This is a genomic window from Amorphus orientalis (assembly GCF_030814015.1).
Classification (GTDB): domain Bacteria; phylum Pseudomonadota; class Alphaproteobacteria; order Rhizobiales; family Amorphaceae; genus Amorphus; species Amorphus orientalis.
Map to the genome: position 1 here is coordinate 72,749 of NZ_JAUSUL010000006.1, position 17,475 is coordinate 90,223.

General features: G+C 68.0%; 15 protein-coding genes. 6 read left to right on the top strand and 9 right to left on the bottom strand.

The annotated features are described in order from the left end of the window. Window positions 1-28: 28 nt before the first annotated feature. Together J2S73_RS20515 and J2S73_RS20520 are read right to left on the bottom strand one after the other, a co-directional pair. Entirely contained in the window at window positions 29-808 is a 780-nt protein-coding gene (locus J2S73_RS20515; RefSeq protein WP_306887560.1) for a TIGR01458 family HAD-type hydrolase, read from the bottom strand. A 12-nt stretch (window positions 809-820) separates the two neighbouring features. Next, on the bottom strand, window positions 821-2,395 hold the full coding sequence (locus tag J2S73_RS20520) for a bifunctional aminoglycoside phosphotransferase/ATP-binding protein (protein WP_306887561.1): 1,575 nt from the start codon (window positions 2,393-2,395) through the stop codon (window positions 821-823). A gap of 150 nt (window positions 2,396-2,545) precedes the next feature. Here J2S73_RS20520 and J2S73_RS20525 point away from each other — a divergent pair, with 150 nt between their 5' ends. Next, on the top strand, window positions 2,546-2,920 hold the full coding sequence (locus J2S73_RS20525; RefSeq protein WP_306887562.1) for a hypothetical protein: 375 nt from the start codon (window positions 2,546-2,548) through the stop codon (window positions 2,918-2,920). Between the two features lie 476 nt (window positions 2,921-3,396). Here the strand turns inward: J2S73_RS20525 and J2S73_RS20530 are convergent, their stop codons facing one another. The 4 genes from J2S73_RS20530 to J2S73_RS20545 form a co-directional block, all read right to left on the bottom strand. After that, a complete protein-coding gene (locus J2S73_RS20530) occupies window positions 3,397-4,197 on the bottom strand; it encodes an FAD binding domain-containing protein (RefSeq protein ID WP_306887563.1) in 801 nt (266 codons plus the stop codon). 18 nt (window positions 4,198-4,215) lie between these two features. Beyond that, on the bottom strand, window positions 4,216-6,582 hold the full coding sequence (locus J2S73_RS20535) for a xanthine dehydrogenase family protein molybdopterin-binding subunit (RefSeq protein WP_306887564.1): 2,367 nt from the start codon (window positions 6,580-6,582) through the stop codon (window positions 4,216-4,218). A gap of 52 nt (window positions 6,583-6,634) precedes the next feature. Then, a complete protein-coding gene (locus J2S73_RS20540) occupies window positions 6,635-7,120 on the bottom strand; it encodes a (2Fe-2S)-binding protein (protein WP_306887565.1) in 486 nt (161 codons plus the stop codon). An 88-nt stretch (window positions 7,121-7,208) separates the two neighbouring features. Next, the gene (locus J2S73_RS20545; RefSeq protein WP_306887566.1) at window positions 7,209-7,946 is read right to left on the bottom strand and encodes an SRPBCC family protein; all 738 of its coding nucleotides are present in this window, start codon (window positions 7,944-7,946) and stop codon (window positions 7,209-7,211) included. Window positions 7,947-8,115: 169 nt separating this feature from the next. Here J2S73_RS20545 and J2S73_RS20550 point away from each other — a divergent pair, with 169 nt between their 5' ends. Then, complete coding sequence (locus J2S73_RS20550) at window positions 8,116-9,048, top strand: class I SAM-dependent methyltransferase (protein ID WP_306887567.1); 933 nt, start codon at window positions 8,116-8,118, stop codon at window positions 9,046-9,048. After that, the gene (locus tag J2S73_RS20555) at window positions 9,048-9,878 is read left to right on the top strand and encodes a TrmH family RNA methyltransferase (protein ID WP_306887568.1); all 831 of its coding nucleotides are present in this window, start codon (window positions 9,048-9,050) and stop codon (window positions 9,876-9,878) included. The genes J2S73_RS20550 and J2S73_RS20555 overlap by 1 nt, the downstream gene beginning before the upstream one ends. A 374-nt stretch (window positions 9,879-10,252) precedes the next feature. Here the strand turns inward: J2S73_RS20555 and olsB are convergent, their stop codons facing one another. The 3 genes from olsB to J2S73_RS20570 all read right to left on the bottom strand — a co-directional run bounded on the left by olsB (window position 10,253) and on the right by J2S73_RS20570 (window position 13,317). Next, window positions 10,253-11,107, bottom strand: coding sequence for a l-ornithine N(alpha)-acyltransferase (olsB, locus tag J2S73_RS20560; protein ID WP_306887569.1), 855 nt, complete (start codon window positions 11,105-11,107; stop codon window positions 10,253-10,255). 489 nt (window positions 11,108-11,596) lie between these two features. Then, on the bottom strand, window positions 11,597-12,097 hold the full coding sequence (locus J2S73_RS20565; protein ID WP_306887570.1) for a CinA family protein: 501 nt from the start codon (window positions 12,095-12,097) through the stop codon (window positions 11,597-11,599). After that, a complete protein-coding gene (locus J2S73_RS20570) occupies window positions 12,094-13,317 on the bottom strand; it encodes a bifunctional 2-C-methyl-D-erythritol 4-phosphate cytidylyltransferase/2-C-methyl-D-erythritol 2,4-cyclodiphosphate synthase (protein WP_306887571.1) in 1,224 nt (407 codons plus the stop codon). The genes J2S73_RS20565 and J2S73_RS20570 overlap by 4 nt, the downstream gene beginning before the upstream one ends. 160 nt (window positions 13,318-13,477) lie before the next feature. Between J2S73_RS20570 and dusB the strand changes: the two genes are divergently transcribed. From dusB to ntrC, 3 genes are read left to right on the top strand one after another with little or no spacing between them, the layout of a single operon-like run. Then, a complete protein-coding gene (gene dusB, locus J2S73_RS20575; RefSeq protein ID WP_306887572.1) occupies window positions 13,478-14,491 on the top strand; it encodes a tRNA dihydrouridine synthase DusB in 1,014 nt (337 codons plus the stop codon). Next, the gene (locus J2S73_RS20580; protein ID WP_306887573.1) at window positions 14,488-15,603 is read left to right on the top strand and encodes a two-component system sensor histidine kinase NtrB; all 1,116 of its coding nucleotides are present in this window, start codon (window positions 14,488-14,490) and stop codon (window positions 15,601-15,603) included. Before dusB ends, J2S73_RS20580 begins: the two co-directional genes overlap by 4 nt. Continuing rightward, window positions 15,603-17,057, top strand: a complete 1,455-nt coding sequence (ntrC, locus tag J2S73_RS20585; RefSeq protein ID WP_306887574.1) for a nitrogen regulation protein NR(I) — start codon at window positions 15,603-15,605, stop codon at window positions 17,055-17,057. Before J2S73_RS20580 ends, ntrC begins: the two co-directional genes overlap by 1 nt. Window positions 17,058-17,475: the final 418 nt, after the last annotated feature.

Consider the following 17,475-nt stretch of genomic DNA (forward strand, 5'->3'; position numbering starts at 1 on the left):
GCAGGGTGTGACGCTCCCGGCCGAGCGTTCACTTGCCCGTCAGGATGTGCTCCACCGCGGCGGCGAGATCGTCGCGGATGGCGGTCGGAGAAGCCCCGCCGGCGTCGGTTTCCTCCGGCGGCGCCTTGCCGGACCGCACGTAGATGGCCGAAAGCCCCGCCTCGATTGCGGCCAGCGCATCGAACTCGTAGTCGTCGCCGATCATGACGACCTCGGCCGGCTCCAGCTCCATGTCGGCGGCGGCGAGATGGAAGAAGTCGGCCGACGGCTTGCCGAGCACCACGGGGTCGGTGCGCGTGGCGTACTGGAGCGCGGCCACGAACGCGCCTACGTCGAGGCACGGCCGCCCGTCGCTTCCCACATAGGAGCGGTTGCTGGCCAGCGCGACGAAGGCCGCTCCGTCCAGAATGCGGCGGAACGCGTCGGTGAGGCTGTCGTAGGTGAAGCCGTCCCGGGCGTCGCCGATCACGACCGCTTCAGATCCGCCGGGGGCGATGCCCTCGAAGTCCTCCATCAGAGCCGGCGCGACGAGAAAGTGCGGGGCGAGGTCGTGCGTTTCCAGATAGGAGCGGGCGGCGAGCGAGGGGGTGAACAGGTCTCCGCGCTCCGCCTCGATCCCGAGCTTGTTCAGCTTCGCCAGGATGCCGGAGATCGGCTGGCTCGTGGTGTTCGTCAGAAAGCGGTAGGGCAGGCCGGCTTCGTTGAGGCGGGCCAGCGCCTCCGCGGCCCCGGCGATCGGCGTGTCGCCGGAATAGACCACGCCGCCCAGATCGATGAGAACGCCCTTGATGCCGGTGAGCTCGGTCACGTCCGGCTCCTTCTATCCGTCCCTGTCTCCGTCGCCCGCCTCAAGCGCTGCAAGAGCCGCGCCGCATGCCTCGTCCGGGCCGCCGCCGGCATCTATGTGCTGCCAGCCGATGGTGCCGAGATCGTACTCCGCCTGCGTGCGGATCACGTCGGCATCCGCGTCCGAGGCATCGCCGGTGCGGGTGGTCACCCGGTCCTCAAGCGTCGCCGGCGCCGCCTCCAGCCAGATGCCGGCGAAGCCGACGCCCGCCTCCCGGGCCATGCGCTCCGCGGCGCCGCGTTCCTCCGGCGCGGCAAAGACCGCATCCAGCACCACCGACTGACCGGAACCGAGCGCGATCCGGCCCTGGTCCAGGAGGTCGTCATAGACGGCGGCCGACGCCTCCTTCGTGTAGGCCCCCTTTGGCAGCCGTTCGGTGAGGCCCACGCCCGCCCGGCGCTTGCGGATTACGTCGGAGCGCAGATGGACGGCGCCGGGCGCGCGGCCGATGTCCGGCGCGAGACGGCGCGCCAGCGTGGTCTTGCCCGTCCCCGACAGGCCGCCGACGGCCACCGCCCGGGCCGCGTCCGGCTCCAGGAAGGCGCAGGCATGGGCGAACGCGTCGCGGGCGTCGGCGGCCGCGGCCTCGCGCGCGTCGCCCTCCAGAAAGCGCAGCCGGGCGGCCGTGACCTTGGCCCGGATCGCCGCCCGCATCATCAGGAAGAACGGGAAGGCGGCCAGCGCCGAAAAGTCGCTGCGGTCGCCATGGACGGTCACGTAGCGGTTGAACACCCGCGATGCGTCCGCCCGATGGCCGCGCCGCCACAGATCCATCACCAGGAAGGCGAGGTCGTAGAGCACGTCGCCGGTGGCGATCCGGTCGTCGAACTCGATCGCGTCGAAGAAGCGCGGCGCGCCGTCGATCATGGCGATGTTGCCGAGATGGCAGTCACCGTGCAGGAGCCGGATCCGGCCTTCGGCGTCGCGCCGGCGCAGCAACGGCCGCAGAAGGGCGAGCTGCCCCCAGGCTTCCCGGTTCAGCCGGCGGGCGGCCTCGGGCGGAAACAGGTCGGGGGCGGCGGCGAACGACGCGGCGTTGTCGTCGAGATAGCTTTCCAGGTCCGCGATCCAGCGCGCCCCGTCGCGGCGCGGAGCGTCGGCGTGGGCCTCCACCAGCCGGTCGCCCAGGGCATCGAGGGTTTCAGGGGGCAGGGGCCCCTCCGTGATCACATGGTCGAGCGTCGCGCCTTCGTCGAACCGGCGCATGTGCACGGCCCATTCGACCGGCTCGCCGTCGCCGTCGATCGACAGCGCGCCGTCCCCGTCCCGGGTGATGGGGATCAGCCCGTGATAGATCTCGCCGGCATAGGCGCGGTTGACCTCCAGTTCCCGCCGGCAGGCGGCCTTGCGGCGGTCCAGGGTGGAAAAATCGAGATAGGGGTACCGGACGGCGCGCTTGATCTTGTAGACATCGTCGCCGGCCAGAAAGACCATGGCCGCATGGGTGTCGATCCGCTTCGGCGCCGCGCCGCCATGGGTCGCCGGATCCTCCAGGAACGCGACCACCGCGTCCTGGCTGCTGTCGCCTGCGGCGTTGGCGTCCATCATGACTTCTCCCGCGCTCCCCGCTACCAAACACCCGTGATGTGTGAGCCGGAATTGACGCGCGTCAATGTCCGTTGCTCTCTTGTGGTCAGGGTGGGCACAACGCAGCGGCGACGCGACGCGTTCGGAAAAATTGGCGCGAAGAGGAAACAGATGAGCGAAGACCTGAAGAAGATCCGGCTGAACCTGGCGCGCTCCAAGGACTATCCGAACGGCTCCAACCGCCACGGCTACGAGTTCGTCGCGCCCCTGGACGACACCGGCCACATCGACGCCGCAGCCTGGAAGAAGCTGCGCGACAAGTGCCGGGTGCGCCGCTTCTGGGGCGACGAGGAATGGGACATCGGCCATCTGGTGCACGGGCCGGGCGGGCGCTGGGCGTTCCACTACGACCTCGAGGGCGACGAGGACGACGAGGGCGGTTACCGCTTCGCCGAGCATCCCTTCGTGCCGGGCGAGTACGTCTCCATCCGCGACGATGACGGCGACATGCACACCTTCACGGTGGTCACGGTCGAGGATCTCTGAGCAACGCCAGGAAAAGTGCTCTTGCGGTTTTCCGCCCGGGCGTTGCGGAGAAGGAAAGCAACGCCAGCGAAAGTGGGAACCGGTTTCGCGTCCGGCGTTGCGTTGAGAGAGTCTTTATCGCTCACGCGTGTTCGCTGCGCTCACCGCTCCGCGAGGGCGGCCTGACCGGCCGGCGCGCGGTCGCGCGCTGACCCGCAACGCCAGGAAAAGTGCTCTTGCGGTTTTCCGCCCGGGCGTTGCGGAGAAGGAAAGCAACGCCGGCCAAATTCTCCGCTCACTCCCGCGAAAGCGGGAGTCCAGGGCGACACGGGATGTCGCGCGGATGAGCCGTTGCTGAGCCGTTGCTGAGCCGGGCACGTGCCTCTGGTGGGGATGTCGCGTGGACCGGGGCCACCGGGCAAGAAAAACCCCCTCCCGATGGCTCGGGAAGGGGCAATGTGGTCTGTCAAACCTAAGGCAAACAAGCCGGCCGGGTCTTACCCCGCCGCGGCGACCGCGCGCTTGGCCATGACGGTGACCAGGTGGGCCCGGTATTCCGCCGAGCCGTGCAGGTCGCCCATCATGTCGTTGGCGGAGACCGTGATGCCCGCCACCGCGTCCGGCGACCAGTTGGACGACAGGGCCTGCTCCATCTCCGGCACCCGGAACACGCCGTCCGCACCGGCGCCGGTGACGGCCACGCGCACCGATCCGTCCTTCAGCTTCGCCGCCATCACGCCGCACATGGCGTAGCGGGAGGCCGGGTTCGGGAACTTCTCGTAGGCCGCCTTCTCGGGGATCGGGAAAGACACCTTCACCACGATCTCGTCGTCCTCCAGCGCGGTCTCGAACATGCCCGCGAAGAACTCGTCGGCGGAAAGCGCCCGCTTGTTGGTGTGGACGGTCGCGTTGAGGCCGAGAAGTCCGGCCGGATAGTCGGCGGCCGGATCGTTGTTGGCGATCGAGCCGCCGATCGTGCCCATGTTGCGCACGGCCGGGTCGCCGATCAGGCCGGCAAGCGTGGCGAGGGCCGGGATGGCCTGCTTCACCTCGGCAGAGGTGTTGACCTTGTGATGGGTGGTCGCCGCCCCGATCACCACCTGATCGCCCTCCCGCGAAATTCCCGAAAGCTCGGGAATCCGGGTGACGTCGACGATGTCGCTCGGCGCGGCGAGCCGCTGCTTCATGGTGGCGAGCAGGGTCTGCCCGCCGCCCAGGAACTTGCCGTCTTCCGCCCCGCCGAGCTTGGAGACGGCCTCATCGAGGGAAGTCGCTCTGTGGTAGTGCGTCGCGTACATGCGTCTCTTCCTTGCGAGTTAAGCAGCGGCGGCCGAGCTTGCGCTGCGCAGCGCCCGCCAGACCTTTTCCGGGGAAGCCGGCATCGACAGCTCGTTGGTGCCGAGCGCGTCGGTCAGCGCGTTGATGAGGGCAGGGGGCGAGCCGATCGCGCCGGCCTCGCCGCAGCCCTTCACCCCGAGCGGATTGCCCGGGCAGACCGTCTCCGTCGTCATCACCTTGAACGACGGCAGATCGTCGGCCCGCGGCATGCAGTAGTCCTGGAACGAGGCGGTGATGAGCTGGCCGGTGTCGGCCTCGTAGACGCAGCCTTCCAGCAGCGCCTGGCCGATCCCCTGGGCAAGCCCGCCATGGACCTGCCCCTCCACGATCATCGGGTTGATGATGCGCCCGAAATCGTCGGCGGCGACGAACTGCACGATGGTCGTCTTGCCGGTGTCGGGATCGATCTCGACCTCGCACACATAGGAGCCGGCCGGGAAGGTGAAGTTGGTCGGGTCGTAGAAGGAGGTCTCCTTCAGGCCCGGCTCCATGCCTTCCGGCAGGTTGTGCGCGGTGTAGGCGGCGAGCGCCACCTCGTGGAAGCCCAGCGTCTTGTCGGTGCCGGCCACCTGGAAGGTGCCGTTCTCCAGGACGATGTCGTCCTCCGAGGCCTCCATCAGATGGGCGGCGATCTTCTTGGCCTTGGCCTCCACCTTGTCGAGCGCCTTGTAGACCGCCGACAGGCCGACCGCCGCCGAGCGCGAGCCGTAGGTGCCCATGCCGAACTGCACCTTGTCGGTGTCGCCGTGGACGATCGACACGGTGTCGGTCGGCACGCCGAAGCGGTCGTTGATGATCTGGGCGAAGGTGGTCTCGTGGCTCTGGCCGTGGCTGTGGGTGCCAGTGAGAACCTCGATGGTGCCGACCGGATTGACCCGCACCTCCGCCGATTCCCACAGGCCCACGCCGGCGCCGAGCGAGCCGACCGCCTGGGACGGGGCGATGCCGCAGGCCTCGATATAGCAGGACAGCCCGATGCCGCGCTTTTTGCCGCGGCTTTCCGCTTCCGCCTTGCGCGCCGGGAAGCCGGCATAGTCGGCTGCCTCGAGCGCGGCCGAAAGGCTCGCCTCGTAGTCGCCGGCGTCATAGGCCATGATGACCGGCGTCTGGTGCGGGAAGGAGCGCACGAAGTTCTTGCGGCGGAACTCGGCCGGGTCGAGACCCACCTCGCGCGCCGCCGTCTCCATCAGCCGCTCCACCACGAAGGTCGCCTCCGGCCGGCCGGCACCGCGATAGGCGTCGACCGGAGTGGTGTTGGTGTAGACCGCCAGCACCTCCGCGAAGATCTGCGGGATGGCGTACTGGCCGGACAGCAGCGTCGCGTAGAGATAGGTCGGCACCGACGAGGAGAAGGTCGACATGTAGGCGCCGAGATTCGCGATCGTGCGGACCCGGAGGCCGAGGATCCTGTGCTCGGCGTCGAGCGCCAGCTCCGCCTTGGTCACGTGGTCGCGGCCGTGGGCGTCTGTCAGGAACGCCTCGGTCCGGTCGGCCACCCATTTGACCGGCCGCCCGCCGATCTTCTTGGAGGCCCACAGACAGGTCGTCTCTTCCGGATAGATGAAGATCTTGGAGCCGAAGCCGCCGCCCACGTCTGGCGCGATCACGCGCAGCTTGTGCTCCGGCGCGACGCCCACGAAGGCCGACAGCACCAGACGCGCCACGTGCGGGTTCTGGCTGGTGTTGTAGAGGGTGAAGTGCTCTTCCGCCGGATCGTAGGAGCCGATCGCCGCCCGGGGCTCCATGGCGTTCGGCACGAGCCGGTTGTTGATCAGGTCGATGGAGGTGACGTGCGCGGCGTTCGAGAACTGCGCGTTGGTCGCCTCCTCGTCGCCGATGGTCCAGTCGTAGATCAGGTTGCTCTCGGCTTCCGGATGGATCTGCGGCGCGCCGGAGTCCATCGCCTTGGCCGGGTCGATCACGGCCGGCAGTTCCTCGTAGTCGACGGCGACCGCCTCGGCGGCGTCGCGCGCCTGGTCCCGGGTCTCGGCGATCACGATGGCGACCGCATCGCCCACATAGCGCACCGTGTCGGCGGCAAGCGCGGGATGGGCGCCGGCCTTCATCGGCGAGCCGTCCTTGGAGTGGATCATCCAGCCGCAGATCAGTCCGCCCAGCTTGTCGGCGGCCAGGTCATGGCCGGTCAGCACGCCCACCACGCCCGGCATCTTCTCCGCTTCGGAGGTATCGATGGAGCGGATCTTGGCGTGGGCGTGCGGCGAACGCACGAAGACGCCGTGGGTCATGTCCTTCAGGCCGATATCGTCGGTGTAGCGTCCCCGACCGGTCACGAACCGGCGGTCTTCCTTGCGCATCAGCCGTGCGCCGAAACCTTCTGCACCCATGCCACGTTCCTCCCGTTATGCGTGCATTTCCCTCAGTCGGTTGTCGCGCCGCTTATTCCGCGGCTTGAGCGACCCCCGACGAATGCGCCACCGCCTCGATCGCCTTGACGATGTTGTGGTAGCCGGTGCAGCGGCAGATGTTGCCTTCCAGCTCGTGCCGGATCGTCTGCTCGTCGAGATCCGAGCCGTAGCGGCGCACGATATCGACGCCCATCATGATCATGCCGGGCGTGCAGAAGCCGCACTGCAGGCCGTGATGCTCGCGGAAGGCCGCCTGCATCGGATGCAGCTCGTCGCCCTTGGCAAGGCCCTCGATGGTGGTGATCTCGGTGCCGTCGGCCTGGCCGACGAGCAAGGTGCAGGCCTTCACGGCCTCGCCGTTCATGTGCACGACGCACGCGCCGCACTGGGTCGTGTCGCAGCCGACATGGGTGCCGGTCAGTCCCAGCGTCTCCCTGAGGAAGGACACGAGCAAGGTGCGATCCTCGACGTCGCCGGAAACGCTACGTCCGTTGACGGTCATGGAAACGGTGGTCATCCGCAGTCCTCCCTCTCATTCGTGACGGGTCGCTCCCGCCGTGGAGAGCGACCCTAGCGCGCCTAGTGTGACGCGATTTGGAACGTCATCAATTAAAAATTAGCAGAAGGACGATGACGATCGCAAAGGCGATCAGACCCCACATCCACGGACCGCCGAGTGTGCCCCGTCCGGCCTCGGTCTCGAGCCGCTCTTCCGCCTCGTGGAAGCGTTCCTCGACCTCGTGCTCGATCTCCGAGAAGGTCGATTCGTGGTGCTCGCTCTCCGGCTTCTGTTCCGGCTCCGCCTCGGCGGGGGCGGCTTCGGCGGGCTTCGTCTCCGGCGCCGCGGCGGCCGCCTTGGGAGCTGCCGCATCCGCACCGGCCGCGGAGCCTCCCTCCGGCTGCTTGCCCGCGACCTTCTCCGACAGGCAGGAGAAGAATTCCTCGGCATATTTCTTCGCCGTGGAATCGATCAGCCGCGATCCCAGCTGCGCGAGCTTGCCGCCGACCTGGGCCGAGACGGTGTAGCTCAGGAGCGTCTCGCCCTCGTGCTCGGCGAGATTCACGTCGGCCGAGCCCTTGGCGAAGCCGGCGACGCCGCCCTTGCCTTCGCCGGCGATGGTGTAGCTCGTCGGCGGGTTCAGGTTCTGCAGGGTCACGTTGCCGTTGAAGGTCGCCTTCACCGGGCCGACCTTCGCTTGAACGACCGCCGACATCGCGTCGTCGGCCGTCTTTTCGAGGGACTGGCAACCGGGAATGCACGCCTTCAGGATTTCAGGGTCGTTCAGGGCCTCCCAGACAGTCTCGCGACTGGCGGGAATGCGATATTCCCCTGTCATTTCCATGGACGGATTCTCCTGGCCTGTTCGCCCGATAAGGGCAGGATGATTGTCAGTGCCGGCGAGCTGCCGACAGTGGGCGTACCTTGCCGCGTAGCCCAATCTGTCGCAATAGCGCGCCGGTGCTTGCCCTCAGGGTGCTGCATCGGACGAAGCAGGGTGCTAAGAGGAGCCCATGCCTGCACATTCGCCACCGCACTCCGCGCCATCGGCCGCTCAGCCTCCAAGCTCTCTGACGGTTCTGGTCAGTCCGCCCTGGCGCGACTACGCGCTGCTGGATTCCGGCCACGGCCGGAAGCTGGAGCGCTATGGCCGCGTCACCGTCGTGCGCCCCGAGCCCCAGGCGATGTGGGCGCCGCGCAGGCCGGAAAGCGAGTGGGAGGCGGCGGACGCGATCTTCACCGGCGATCAGGACGACGACGGGCCGGGCCGCTGGCGCACCACGCGCAAGGTCCCGGAGACCTGGGAGATGTCCTACGGCGCGGCGCGGTTTCGCAGCCGGCTGACCAATTTCCGCCATCTCGGCGTTTTCCCCGAGCAGCGCGCCCACTGGGACTGGATGGCGGACCGGGTGAAATCCTCCGGCCGGTCGGAGTTCAAGGTCCTCAACCTGTTCGGCTACACCGGCGTCGCCTCGCTGGTCCTCGCTGCGGCCGGCGCCGCGGTCACCCATGTGGATGCCTCCAAGAAGGCAATCGGCTGGGCCCGGGAGAGTCAGGAGCTGTCGGGTCTGGAAGACCGCCCGATCCGCTGGATCTGCGAGGACGCGACGAAGTTCGTTGCCCGCGAGGTCCGGCGCGGCTCCACCTATGACGGCATTCTGCTCGACCCGCCGAAGTTCGGCCGCGGCCCCAAGGGCGAGACCTGGGAGATGTTCCAGAGCCTGCCGCCGCTGCTGGCCGATCTGCGCCAGCTTGTCGGCCCCGAAGCGGGGTTCGTCGTTCTCACCGCCTACGCCATCCGGGCGTCGGCGCTCGCCGCGCACGGGCTGATGGCGGAGACGTTCGCCGGTCTCGGCGGCGCGGTGGAGAGCGGCGATCTGGCGCTGGCGGAGGAGGGGACCGGCCGCCTGCTGCCGACGTCGCTGTTCTCAAGGTGGGTGCGCTGATGAGTGCGGATAGCCCGCGCTCGGGCGCCTTCAAGGAAATCACCAGCGCCGCGAACCCCGTGGTCAAGGAGATCCGCGCGCTCACGCAGCGCAAACACCGTGCGGAAACCGGTCTGTTCCTGGCGGAAGGCCTGAAGCTGGTCGCCGATGCCCTGGAGGCGAACTGGCCGGTGCGCACGGTCGTCCTCAATGCCGACTTCGAAAGCCAGCCGATGGCGGCCCAGGTCGCGGCGACTGCCCGCGCGCGGGGCGCGCTGATCGTCAAGGCGAACCAGTCGGTGATGGCGCGACTGACGCGCCGCGAGAATCCCCAGGCCGTGATCGGCGTCTTTCGTCAGCACTTCGCGGGCCTGGACGCCGTGGCGGCCAATCCCGGCCCGGTCTGGGTGGGGCTGGAGGACGTGCGCGATCCCGGCAATCTCGGCACCATCGTACGCACGGTCGATGCGGTCGCCGGGGCGGGGATCGTGCTGATCGGCGACACCACCGATCCGTTCGGGCTGGAGGCGGTGCGCGCCAGCATGGGCTCGATCTTCCACGTTCCGATCGTGCGGGTGAGCCGATCCGCGTTCCTGGACTGGCGGCCGGACTTTCCGGGGCAGGTGATCGGGACCCATCTCGCCGGCGCGGTCGACTACCGCACCGTAACGACGGACCAGCCGATCCTGCTTCTGATGGGAACCGAGCAGCGCGGCCTCACGGCCGAGCTGACGGATGTCTGCGACCGGCTCGTGAAAATCCCGATGGCCGGCAAGGCCGATTCGCTGAACCTCGCCGTCTCCACCGGCGTCATGCTCTACGAGCTGGGGCGGCGCCGGCTGAGCCTTTAGACCGGCGGAAACACCTGCTTCAGCGCATGATCCCCCGGTCCAATTTGCCTTCACGTCATCCGCTCATTCCGGCGAAAGCCGGAATCCAGGGCAACAGATCGCAGCTTCAGATTTCGACCGCCCTGGACTCCGGCTTTCGCCGGAGTGAGCGGAATATGGAGTTCTCGCGGAGCGAAAAGCTGCGGCCTGTACGGCCTGCACCACCAGCGGACGACCGTCCGCCGCCCGGTCAGGGCGCCCTCGCGGGGCCGCGAACGAAGTGAGCCGGCTTGAGCGAAAAGAGCCAGCGAAGCGAACTCGCGTGAGCGAGAAGAGCTTTACTCCCCCGCAAATCCCGGACGGAAAACCGGTTCCCACTTTTCCTGGGATTTGCGTCAGCTCGCGTGGCGGCTGGCGTCGGCGCCGTAATAGTTGATGTAGCGGCTGGAAATGCCCGAGACCGGCAGCACCATCAGCACGTCCGTCGTGTTGAACTGGTGGTCCACCACCGCGCCGTCGCCGACGAAGGCGCCGAGCCGCAGATAGCCCTTGATCAGCGGCGGCAGCGCATGCAGCGCGGCGCGGGCGTCGACGGCTTCCTTCGGCATCCGGTTCATCGAGGTGTAGCGCTCCGGCAGGGCCTTCACGCGCCACTCGTCCGGCGTCATGCAGTTGTGGTGCAGGAACGAGAGCGGCGTCGCCAGGCGCTCCGGGTCGGTGCCTTCCAGGCTGGCACAGCCGATCATCACGTCGATGCCGTGCATCAGCACGTAGGACCACACCCCGTGCCACAGAAGCTCGACCGTGCGCTTGTTGCGGTAGGGCTTTAGCACGCACGAGCGGCCGAGCTCCAGGAAGCGCAGATTGGTGTGGGCATCCAGCATCGGCTGGATGTCGAACTCGCCGGCCGTGTAGAAGCCGCCGTTCATGTCGGCGATTTCCTGGCGCAGCAGCCGGTAGGTGCCAACCACCTGGGGCTTGCGCCGCCGGAAGGCCTTGGGCGGGGCCTCGTGATCCAGGACCAGCATGTGGTCGCAGAACGGATCGTAGGAATCCATGTCCCGGCGCGTTGCAAGAACGTTGATATCCGGGATCGCCGCCATCTCCTCGTAGAAGACGCGGTAGCGGATGTTCTGTGCCTTGCGGACTTCGCCGGCGGTCCGGGCAAGCCGGACTTCGAGCGATCCGAGCTGTCCCAGCGTGGGGGAGAAGCGATCGCGCGGGGTGTGCTTGCCATTGGCAAACCGCATTCCCGGGATCCACCGAACCGGCCGACCGTAGGGACGGTCGGTGGGAACGAATCGTCTCGTAGATGCTTTTGGTATCATCCGTCTACTGGCCGGCCGCTTGGCCCCCTTCATTCCGTGCATCCCGGTTCCCGGGTATGGCGACGGTACGAACTCCAGTCGAAATCGGCGCGGACGAGACTGTCCGAAGTCTGAACATTCATCCTGCGCGTTTCCTTCCTGACGCTGAACATACGGTTCCAGGTCTCCCCTGACAATCGGTAGCTGACTGTCTCGGGGCGACCGTGCCGTCGCGATCACACCGGCAGGCGAGGCGATATGGAGCTGTCGCGTCCGCTGGATACCGGGATAACCACCTGAATTGCAATATGACTTCTTCTGCGGTCTGGGGGCCGGTGAGGGTGGGCCGCTTGTCCGGCCGGCTGCGGTCCGCCGCGGAGATTTGATCGGTGTTCAGCGTGTAGCCGGGCCGCGCCGAAGCTGCGTACAGCCTTACGGGCGCGCCAGAATCTCCTCGATCAGCGAGAATGCTTCTTCCACGCTGGCCAGCCGCACTTCGCCGCGCCCGACGTCTCCGAAGCGCTTTTCGCGGTGCAGAGTGGGATGTCCGGTGCGGGCTGCGGCGAAATGCACGAGCCCGACCGGCTTTTCCTCCGAGCCGCCGCCCGGGCCGGCGACCCCGGTCACCGAGACCGTCACGTCGGCGCGCGAGCGGGCCAGCGCCCCTTTCGCCATGGCGCGGGCCACCTGTTCGCTGACCGCGCCGACTTCCTCGATCAGATCCGCCGGGACGCCGAGAAGCTCCGTCTTGGCGGCGTTCGAATAGGTGACGAAGCCCCGATCCACCACGTCCGAAGAGCCGGCGACCTCCGTCAGCGTCGCGGCAATCAGGCCGCCGGTGCACGATTCGGCGGTGGCGAGGAGGATACCCTTTTCCCGGCATCGCTCCAGGAGGTCGGTGGCCGTGGTGACGAGCGCGGCGCGAAGGGTCATGCGAAGCCTCCGGGGGCTGGCGTGTCGGAAGTTGCGGGAGCCGGCAGCGACAGCGTCGCCACGGCGGTTGCGGCGATGCCTTCGCCGCGTCCTGTGAAGCCCAGCCGTTCGCTGGTGGTCGCCTTCACCGCAACGCGCGCGACCGACACGCCGGCGATCTCGGCGATCCGGGCGCGCATGGCGTCGCGATGCGGGCCGACCTTGGGGCGTTCGCAGATCAGCGTCAGGTCCAGATGGAGGATACGGCCTCCGCGCTCCCTGACGCGCTCGGCCGCGAAGGCCAGGAACCGATCGGACGTCGCGCCATTGTATTGCGCGTCGCTCGGCGGAAAGTGGGAGCCGATGTCGCCGTCGGCCAGCGCCCCGAAGATCGCGTCGGTCAACGTGTGCAGCCCGACGTCGGCATCGGAATGGCCGACCAGGGCCTGGTCGTGGGGAATCTCGACGCCGGCCAGCCAGACCGAGGAGCCGGGCCCGAACCGGTGCACGTCGAAACCGGAGCCGACCCGGGTTTCCATCACCGAGAGCTGCCGGTCGGCTTCGGCGATGTCGGCGGCGGTGGTCAGCTTTTTGTTCATCGGGTCTCCGGGCACGGTCGCGACGGTCAGGCCCGCCCATTCCGCAATGCTGGCGTCGTCGGTGAAGCGGTCGGGATCGTCGCGCGCGGCGCGCCGGTGCGCATCGATGAGCGGCGCGAAGCGGAAGGCCTGGGGCGTCTGGACGGCGCGCAGATCGGCGCGGGGAACGGTTTCGAGCACCGTATCGGCGGCGTCCACCCGCTTGACCGTGTCGGTGACCGGCAGGGCCGGGATGGCCGCGTCCGCCGTCTGCAGGTTTGTCAGAAGCCGGTCGATCAGTTCGCCGGTCACGAACGGCCGCACCGCGTCGTGGACCAGAACGATGTCCGGGCTCTCCTGCGCCAGCCGCTCCAGGCCGTGCTGCACCGATTCCTGCCGCGACCGTCCGCCGCCGACCGGTGCGAGAAGCCGGGGATCGGCCGGTGCGATGTCGGCGTAAAGGTCGGCGTCGTCCGGATGAATGACGCAGGCGACCCGCCCGATTCGCGGGTCGGCGAGCAGCGCGTCGAGCGTGCGCCGAAGCACCGGCCGGCCGCCGATGGGCCGGTACTGCTTGGGCAGCGAGCCGTCGCCGTCGCGCGCGCGAACGCCTCGGCCGGCCGCAACGATGATGGCAGCTATGCGTCGCTTCCCGCTGTCCATGTCGGGCCCGGCCTCGTAAACAGTGCGGCGCGCCCCTTGCGTGCCGACCCGGATCGTTTAAGCCGTGACCCCGCACGCCGACAAGGCCACGGGGCTGGTTGCTGTCACGGCAAAAATGGTTACATTGTAGGCACCTGCCCAATATGCGTAGAGAGTAGGCATGTCGGACCTTCGCCCCGCACCCCTGCGGATCGGCCCAATCGAGCTTGCGAACCGGGTGAGTCTGGCGCCGATGTCCGGCATCAGCGATCTCCCGTTCCGCCGGATTGCGCGTCGTCTGGGCGCAGGGCTGGTGTTCTCCGAGATGGTGGCGAGCGACCGCCTGGTGGCCGGCGAGGTCGAGGCCGCCATGAAGGCGGAATGCGCCGGCATTGCGCCGCGGGCGGTCCAGCTCGCCGGCTGCCGCGCCGGTGACATGGCGGAAGCGGCGCGGATGGTGGAGTCCAACGGCGCCGATCTCATCGACATCAATATGGGCTGCCCGGCCAAGCGGGTGGTCGGCGGCCTGGCGGGTTCCGCGCTGATGCGCGACCTGGACCACGCGGTGGGCCTGATCCGGGCCGTTCGCAGCGCCGTCTCCGTGCCGGTCACCGTGAAGATGCGGCTGGGCTGGGACCATGCGTCGATCAATGCTCCCGAGCTTGCCCGTCGGGCGGAGGCGGAGGGGATCTCCCTGGTCACGGTGCACGGGCGGACCCGGCAGCAATTCTACAAGGGCGAGGCGGACTGGGACGCGATCCGTCCCGTCGTCGAGGCTGTGTCGATCCCGGTGATCGCCAACGGCGATTGCGCCGACGCCGCCGGCGCGCGCGACATGCTGGCCCGGTCCGGGGCGTCCGGCGTGATGGTCGGGCGCGCGGCGACCGGCCGGCCGTGGCTGCCCGGCGCGATCGCGGCCGCACTCGATGACGGCGGCGAGGTGCGGCGCCCCCGTGAAGCCGGCGCTCTGATGCTGGAACTGGCGGAGGCGACGGTCGCGCACTACGGGGCGGAAATCGGCGTGCGCTGCGTGCGCAAGCACCTGACCGTCGCGCTGACCGACGTGGCGGGCGACGGAACGGTCGCCGAGCGCCCCGGCCTGCGCCGCGCCATTCTGACCGAGGACGATCCCGGACGCCTTCTCCCGCTCGTCGAAGCCTGGTTTGCGGAAACGCCCGAGGAACTCGCTGCATGACGAAGACGAAGCCGTCTCTGCCGGAGGCCATGCTCGCCGCGCTGCCGCACCCGGTCATCCTGCTGGACGGGACCGACCACATCGCCGCTGCCAACAGCGCCGCCGAAGCCTTCTTCCAGGCCAGCCTGCCCTTTCTCAAGCGGACCCGGATCGTGGACCTGGTTCCGTTCGGAAGTCCGCTGTTGGCACTTCTCGTGCAGGTGCGGTCGCGGGGAGCGGCCGTCGCGGAGTACCGCGTCGACCTCTCTTCGCCCCGCCTCGGCGCCGACCGGATCGTCGATATCTATGCCTCCCCGATGGCCGAAGAGTCCGATGAGATCGTGGTGATGCTTCAGGAACGCACCATGGCCGACAAGATGGACCGCCAGCTCACCTCGCGGGGCGCGGCGCGCACGGTCACGGGCCTGGCGGCCATGCTCGCCCACGAAATCAAGAACCCGCTCTCCGGCATCCGTGGCGCGGCCCAGCTTCTGGAGCCGGCGCTCGGCGAGGACGACCGGCTTCTGGCCCGCCTCATCACCGACGAGGCCGACCGCATCGTGAAGCTGGTCGACCGGATGGAGGTCTTCTCCGACGAGCGTCCGGTCGAGCGCGAGCCGCTCAACATCCATGCCGTGCTGGAACACGTGAAGCGGCTCACCACGTCGGGCTTCGCCCGCCATGTCCGCATTCACGAGGAGTACGATCCCTCGCTTCCGCCGGTCTACGCCAACCGCGATCAGCTCATCCAGGTGTTCATCAACCTGGTGAAGAACGCGTCCGAGGCGCTCGGGTCGAGCGACGACGGGGAAATCGTCCTGTCGACCGCCTTCCGCCCGGGCATCCGGCTTTCGGTTCCCGGAAGCCGCGACCGGGTCAGCCTGCCCATGGAATTCTGCGTGCGCGACAACGGACCCGGCGTGCCGGAGGACATCCTTCCGCACCTGTTCGATCCGTTCATAACGACAAAGACAAACGGAACCGGTCTCGGTCTGGCGCTGGTCGCCAAGATCATCCGGGACCACGGGGGTGTCATCGAGTGTGACACGGGAAGCTCGGGGACAACTTTTCGCATTCTGATGCCCGCCTACCACGAGCGCGTGGACGCGGCCGGCACGATGACGGAGCAGTAATGTCGCAGGGTACCATTCTCGTTGCGGACGATGACGCGGCGATCCGCACCGTGCTCAACCAGGCCTTGTCCCGGGTGGGCTACGAGGTGCGGTTGACCTCCAACGCCACGACGTTGTGGAACTGGGTCAGCCAGGGCCAGGGCGATCTCGTCATCACCGATGTCGTCATGCCCGACGAGAACGCGTTCGACCTCATTCCGCGCATCAAGAAGATCCGTCCGGATCTGCCGATCGTGGTGATGAGCGCCCAGAACACGTTCATGACCGCCATCAAGGCGTCGGAGCGGGGCGCCTACGAGTATCTCCCCAAGCCGTTCGACCTGAAGGAACTGACCACGATCGTCGGGCGGGCGCTGGCCGAGCCGAAGGCGGCGCGCGAGGTCGAGGGGCCGGAGGAGGGCGACGAGAAGATCCCGCTGGTCGGGCGCTCGCCGGCCATGCAGGACATCTACCGGGTCCTCGCCCGGCTGATGCAGACCGATCTCTCCGTGATGATCGTCGGCGAGTCCGGTACCGGCAAGGAGCTGGTCGCCCGCGCGCTGCACGACTACGGCAAGCGGCGGAAGGGGCCGTTCGTGGCCATCAACATGGCCGCGATCCCCAAGGACCTGATCGAGGCGGAGCTGTTCGGCCACGAGAAGGGCGCCTTCACCGGCGCCTCGACCCGCCATGCCGGCCGCTTCGAGCAGGCGGAGGGCGGCACGCTCTTCCTCGACGAGATCGGCGACATGCCGATGGAGGCGCAGACCCGGCTTCTGCGCGTGCTGCAGCAGGGCGAGTACACCACCGTCGGCGGCCGCACCCCGATCAAGACCAACGTGCGCATCGTCGCCGCCACCCACCGCGACCTGCGCCAGCTGATCCGCCAGGGTCTGTTTCGCGAAGACCTCTTCTTCCGCCTCAACGTGGTGCCGATCCGCATCCCGCCGCTGCGCGAGCGGCGCGAGGACATTCCGGATCTGGTGCGCCATTTCTTCGTGGTGGTGGAGCGCGAGGGGCTTCCGGCCAAGCGGCTGGAGCCGGAGGCGCTGGAACGGATGCAGGCCTATCGCTGGCCCGGCAACGTCCGCGAGCTGGAGAACCTGGTCCGCCGTCTCGCCGCTCTCTATCCCCAGGACGTGGTCACGACCGCGCTGATCGAGCAGGAGCTGGACCAGGCCGAGGCCCCGGTGGTGACCGAATCCGAGCCGTCGGAACACCGGGAGGACGAGACGCTCCCGATCTCGGTCGAGCGTCATCTGAACGCCTATTTCGCGAGCTTCGGCAATCAGTTGCCGCCGCCGGGCCTGTATCACCGGATCATTCGCGACGTGGAGTATCCGCTGATTTCGGCGGCGCTCGCCGCGACCCGCGGCAATCAGATCAAGGCGGCGGAGCTTCTCGGCGTGAACCGCAACACGCTGCGCAAAAAGATCCGCGATCTGGATATCCAGCTCATGCGGTGGAACAGGTAAAGCAACGCCAGGAAAAGTGGGTACCGGTTTTCCGCCCGGGCGTTGCGCAGGAAGAAGCCAACGCCAGGAAAAGTGGGCACCGGTTTCGCGTCCGGCGTTGCGAAGAAGGAGAGCAACGCCAGGAAAAGTGGGCGCCGGTTTTCCGTCCGGCGTTGCGGGGGATGAATTCTTTCTCGCTCACGCGAGCTCACTCCGTTCGCGGCTCCGCGAGGGCGCCCTGACCGGGCGGCGCGCGGTCGCGCGCTGGTGGGTGAAGTACGGCGCAAACACTGTCTGTTGCCGGGCGCCAGTCCCAATCTCCGCTCATTCCGGCGAAAGCCGGAAGGTGGATTCACATTTGAAGTGCAACAGTCGTTTTAGGAAGACCTCGGCGGGTGTTCTGTAGCCGAGGCATTTTCGGGGCGTTGTGTTGAGGCGT

What these genes read in the sequence shown, in the direction of transcription:
- J2S73_RS20535 (WP_306887564.1), bottom strand. Translation starts at nt 6,582, where the DNA reads ATGGGTGCAGAAGGTTTCGGCGCACGGCTGATGCGCAAGGAAGACCGC.
- J2S73_RS20540 (WP_306887565.1), bottom strand. Translation starts at nt 7,120, where the DNA reads ATGACCACCGTTTCCATGACCGTCAACGGACGTAGCGTTTCCGGCGAC.
- J2S73_RS20550 (WP_306887567.1), top strand. Translation starts at nt 8,116, where the DNA reads ATGCCTGCACATTCGCCACCGCACTCCGCGCCATCGGCCGCTCAGCCT.
- J2S73_RS20555 (WP_306887568.1), top strand. Translation starts at nt 9,048, where the DNA reads ATGAGTGCGGATAGCCCGCGCTCGGGCGCCTTCAAGGAAATCACCAGC.
- J2S73_RS20580 (WP_306887573.1), top strand. Translation starts at nt 14,488, where the DNA reads ATGACGAAGACGAAGCCGTCTCTGCCGGAGGCCATGCTCGCCGCGCTG.
- J2S73_RS20525 (WP_306887562.1), top strand. Translation starts at nt 2,546, where the DNA reads ATGAGCGAAGACCTGAAGAAGATCCGGCTGAACCTGGCGCGCTCCAAG.
- J2S73_RS20570 (WP_306887571.1), bottom strand. Translation starts at nt 13,317, where the DNA reads ATGGACAGCGGGAAGCGACGCATAGCTGCCATCATCGTTGCGGCCGGC.
- olsB (WP_306887569.1), bottom strand. Translation starts at nt 11,107, where the DNA reads ATGCGGTTTGCCAATGGCAAGCACACCCCGCGCGATCGCTTCTCCCCC.
- ntrC (WP_306887574.1), top strand. Translation starts at nt 15,603, where the DNA reads ATGTCGCAGGGTACCATTCTCGTTGCGGACGATGACGCGGCGATCCGC.
- J2S73_RS20565 (WP_306887570.1), bottom strand. Translation starts at nt 12,097, where the DNA reads ATGACCCTTCGCGCCGCGCTCGTCACCACGGCCACCGACCTCCTGGAG.
- J2S73_RS20520 (WP_306887561.1), bottom strand. Translation starts at nt 2,395, where the DNA reads ATGATGGACGCCAACGCCGCAGGCGACAGCAGCCAGGACGCGGTGGTC.
- dusB (WP_306887572.1), top strand. Translation starts at nt 13,478, where the DNA reads ATGTCGGACCTTCGCCCCGCACCCCTGCGGATCGGCCCAATCGAGCTT.
- J2S73_RS20530 (WP_306887563.1), bottom strand. Translation starts at nt 4,197, where the DNA reads ATGTACGCGACGCACTACCACAGAGCGACTTCCCTCGATGAGGCCGTC.
- J2S73_RS20545 (WP_306887566.1), bottom strand. Translation starts at nt 7,946, where the DNA reads ATGGAAATGACAGGGGAATATCGCATTCCCGCCAGTCGCGAGACTGTC.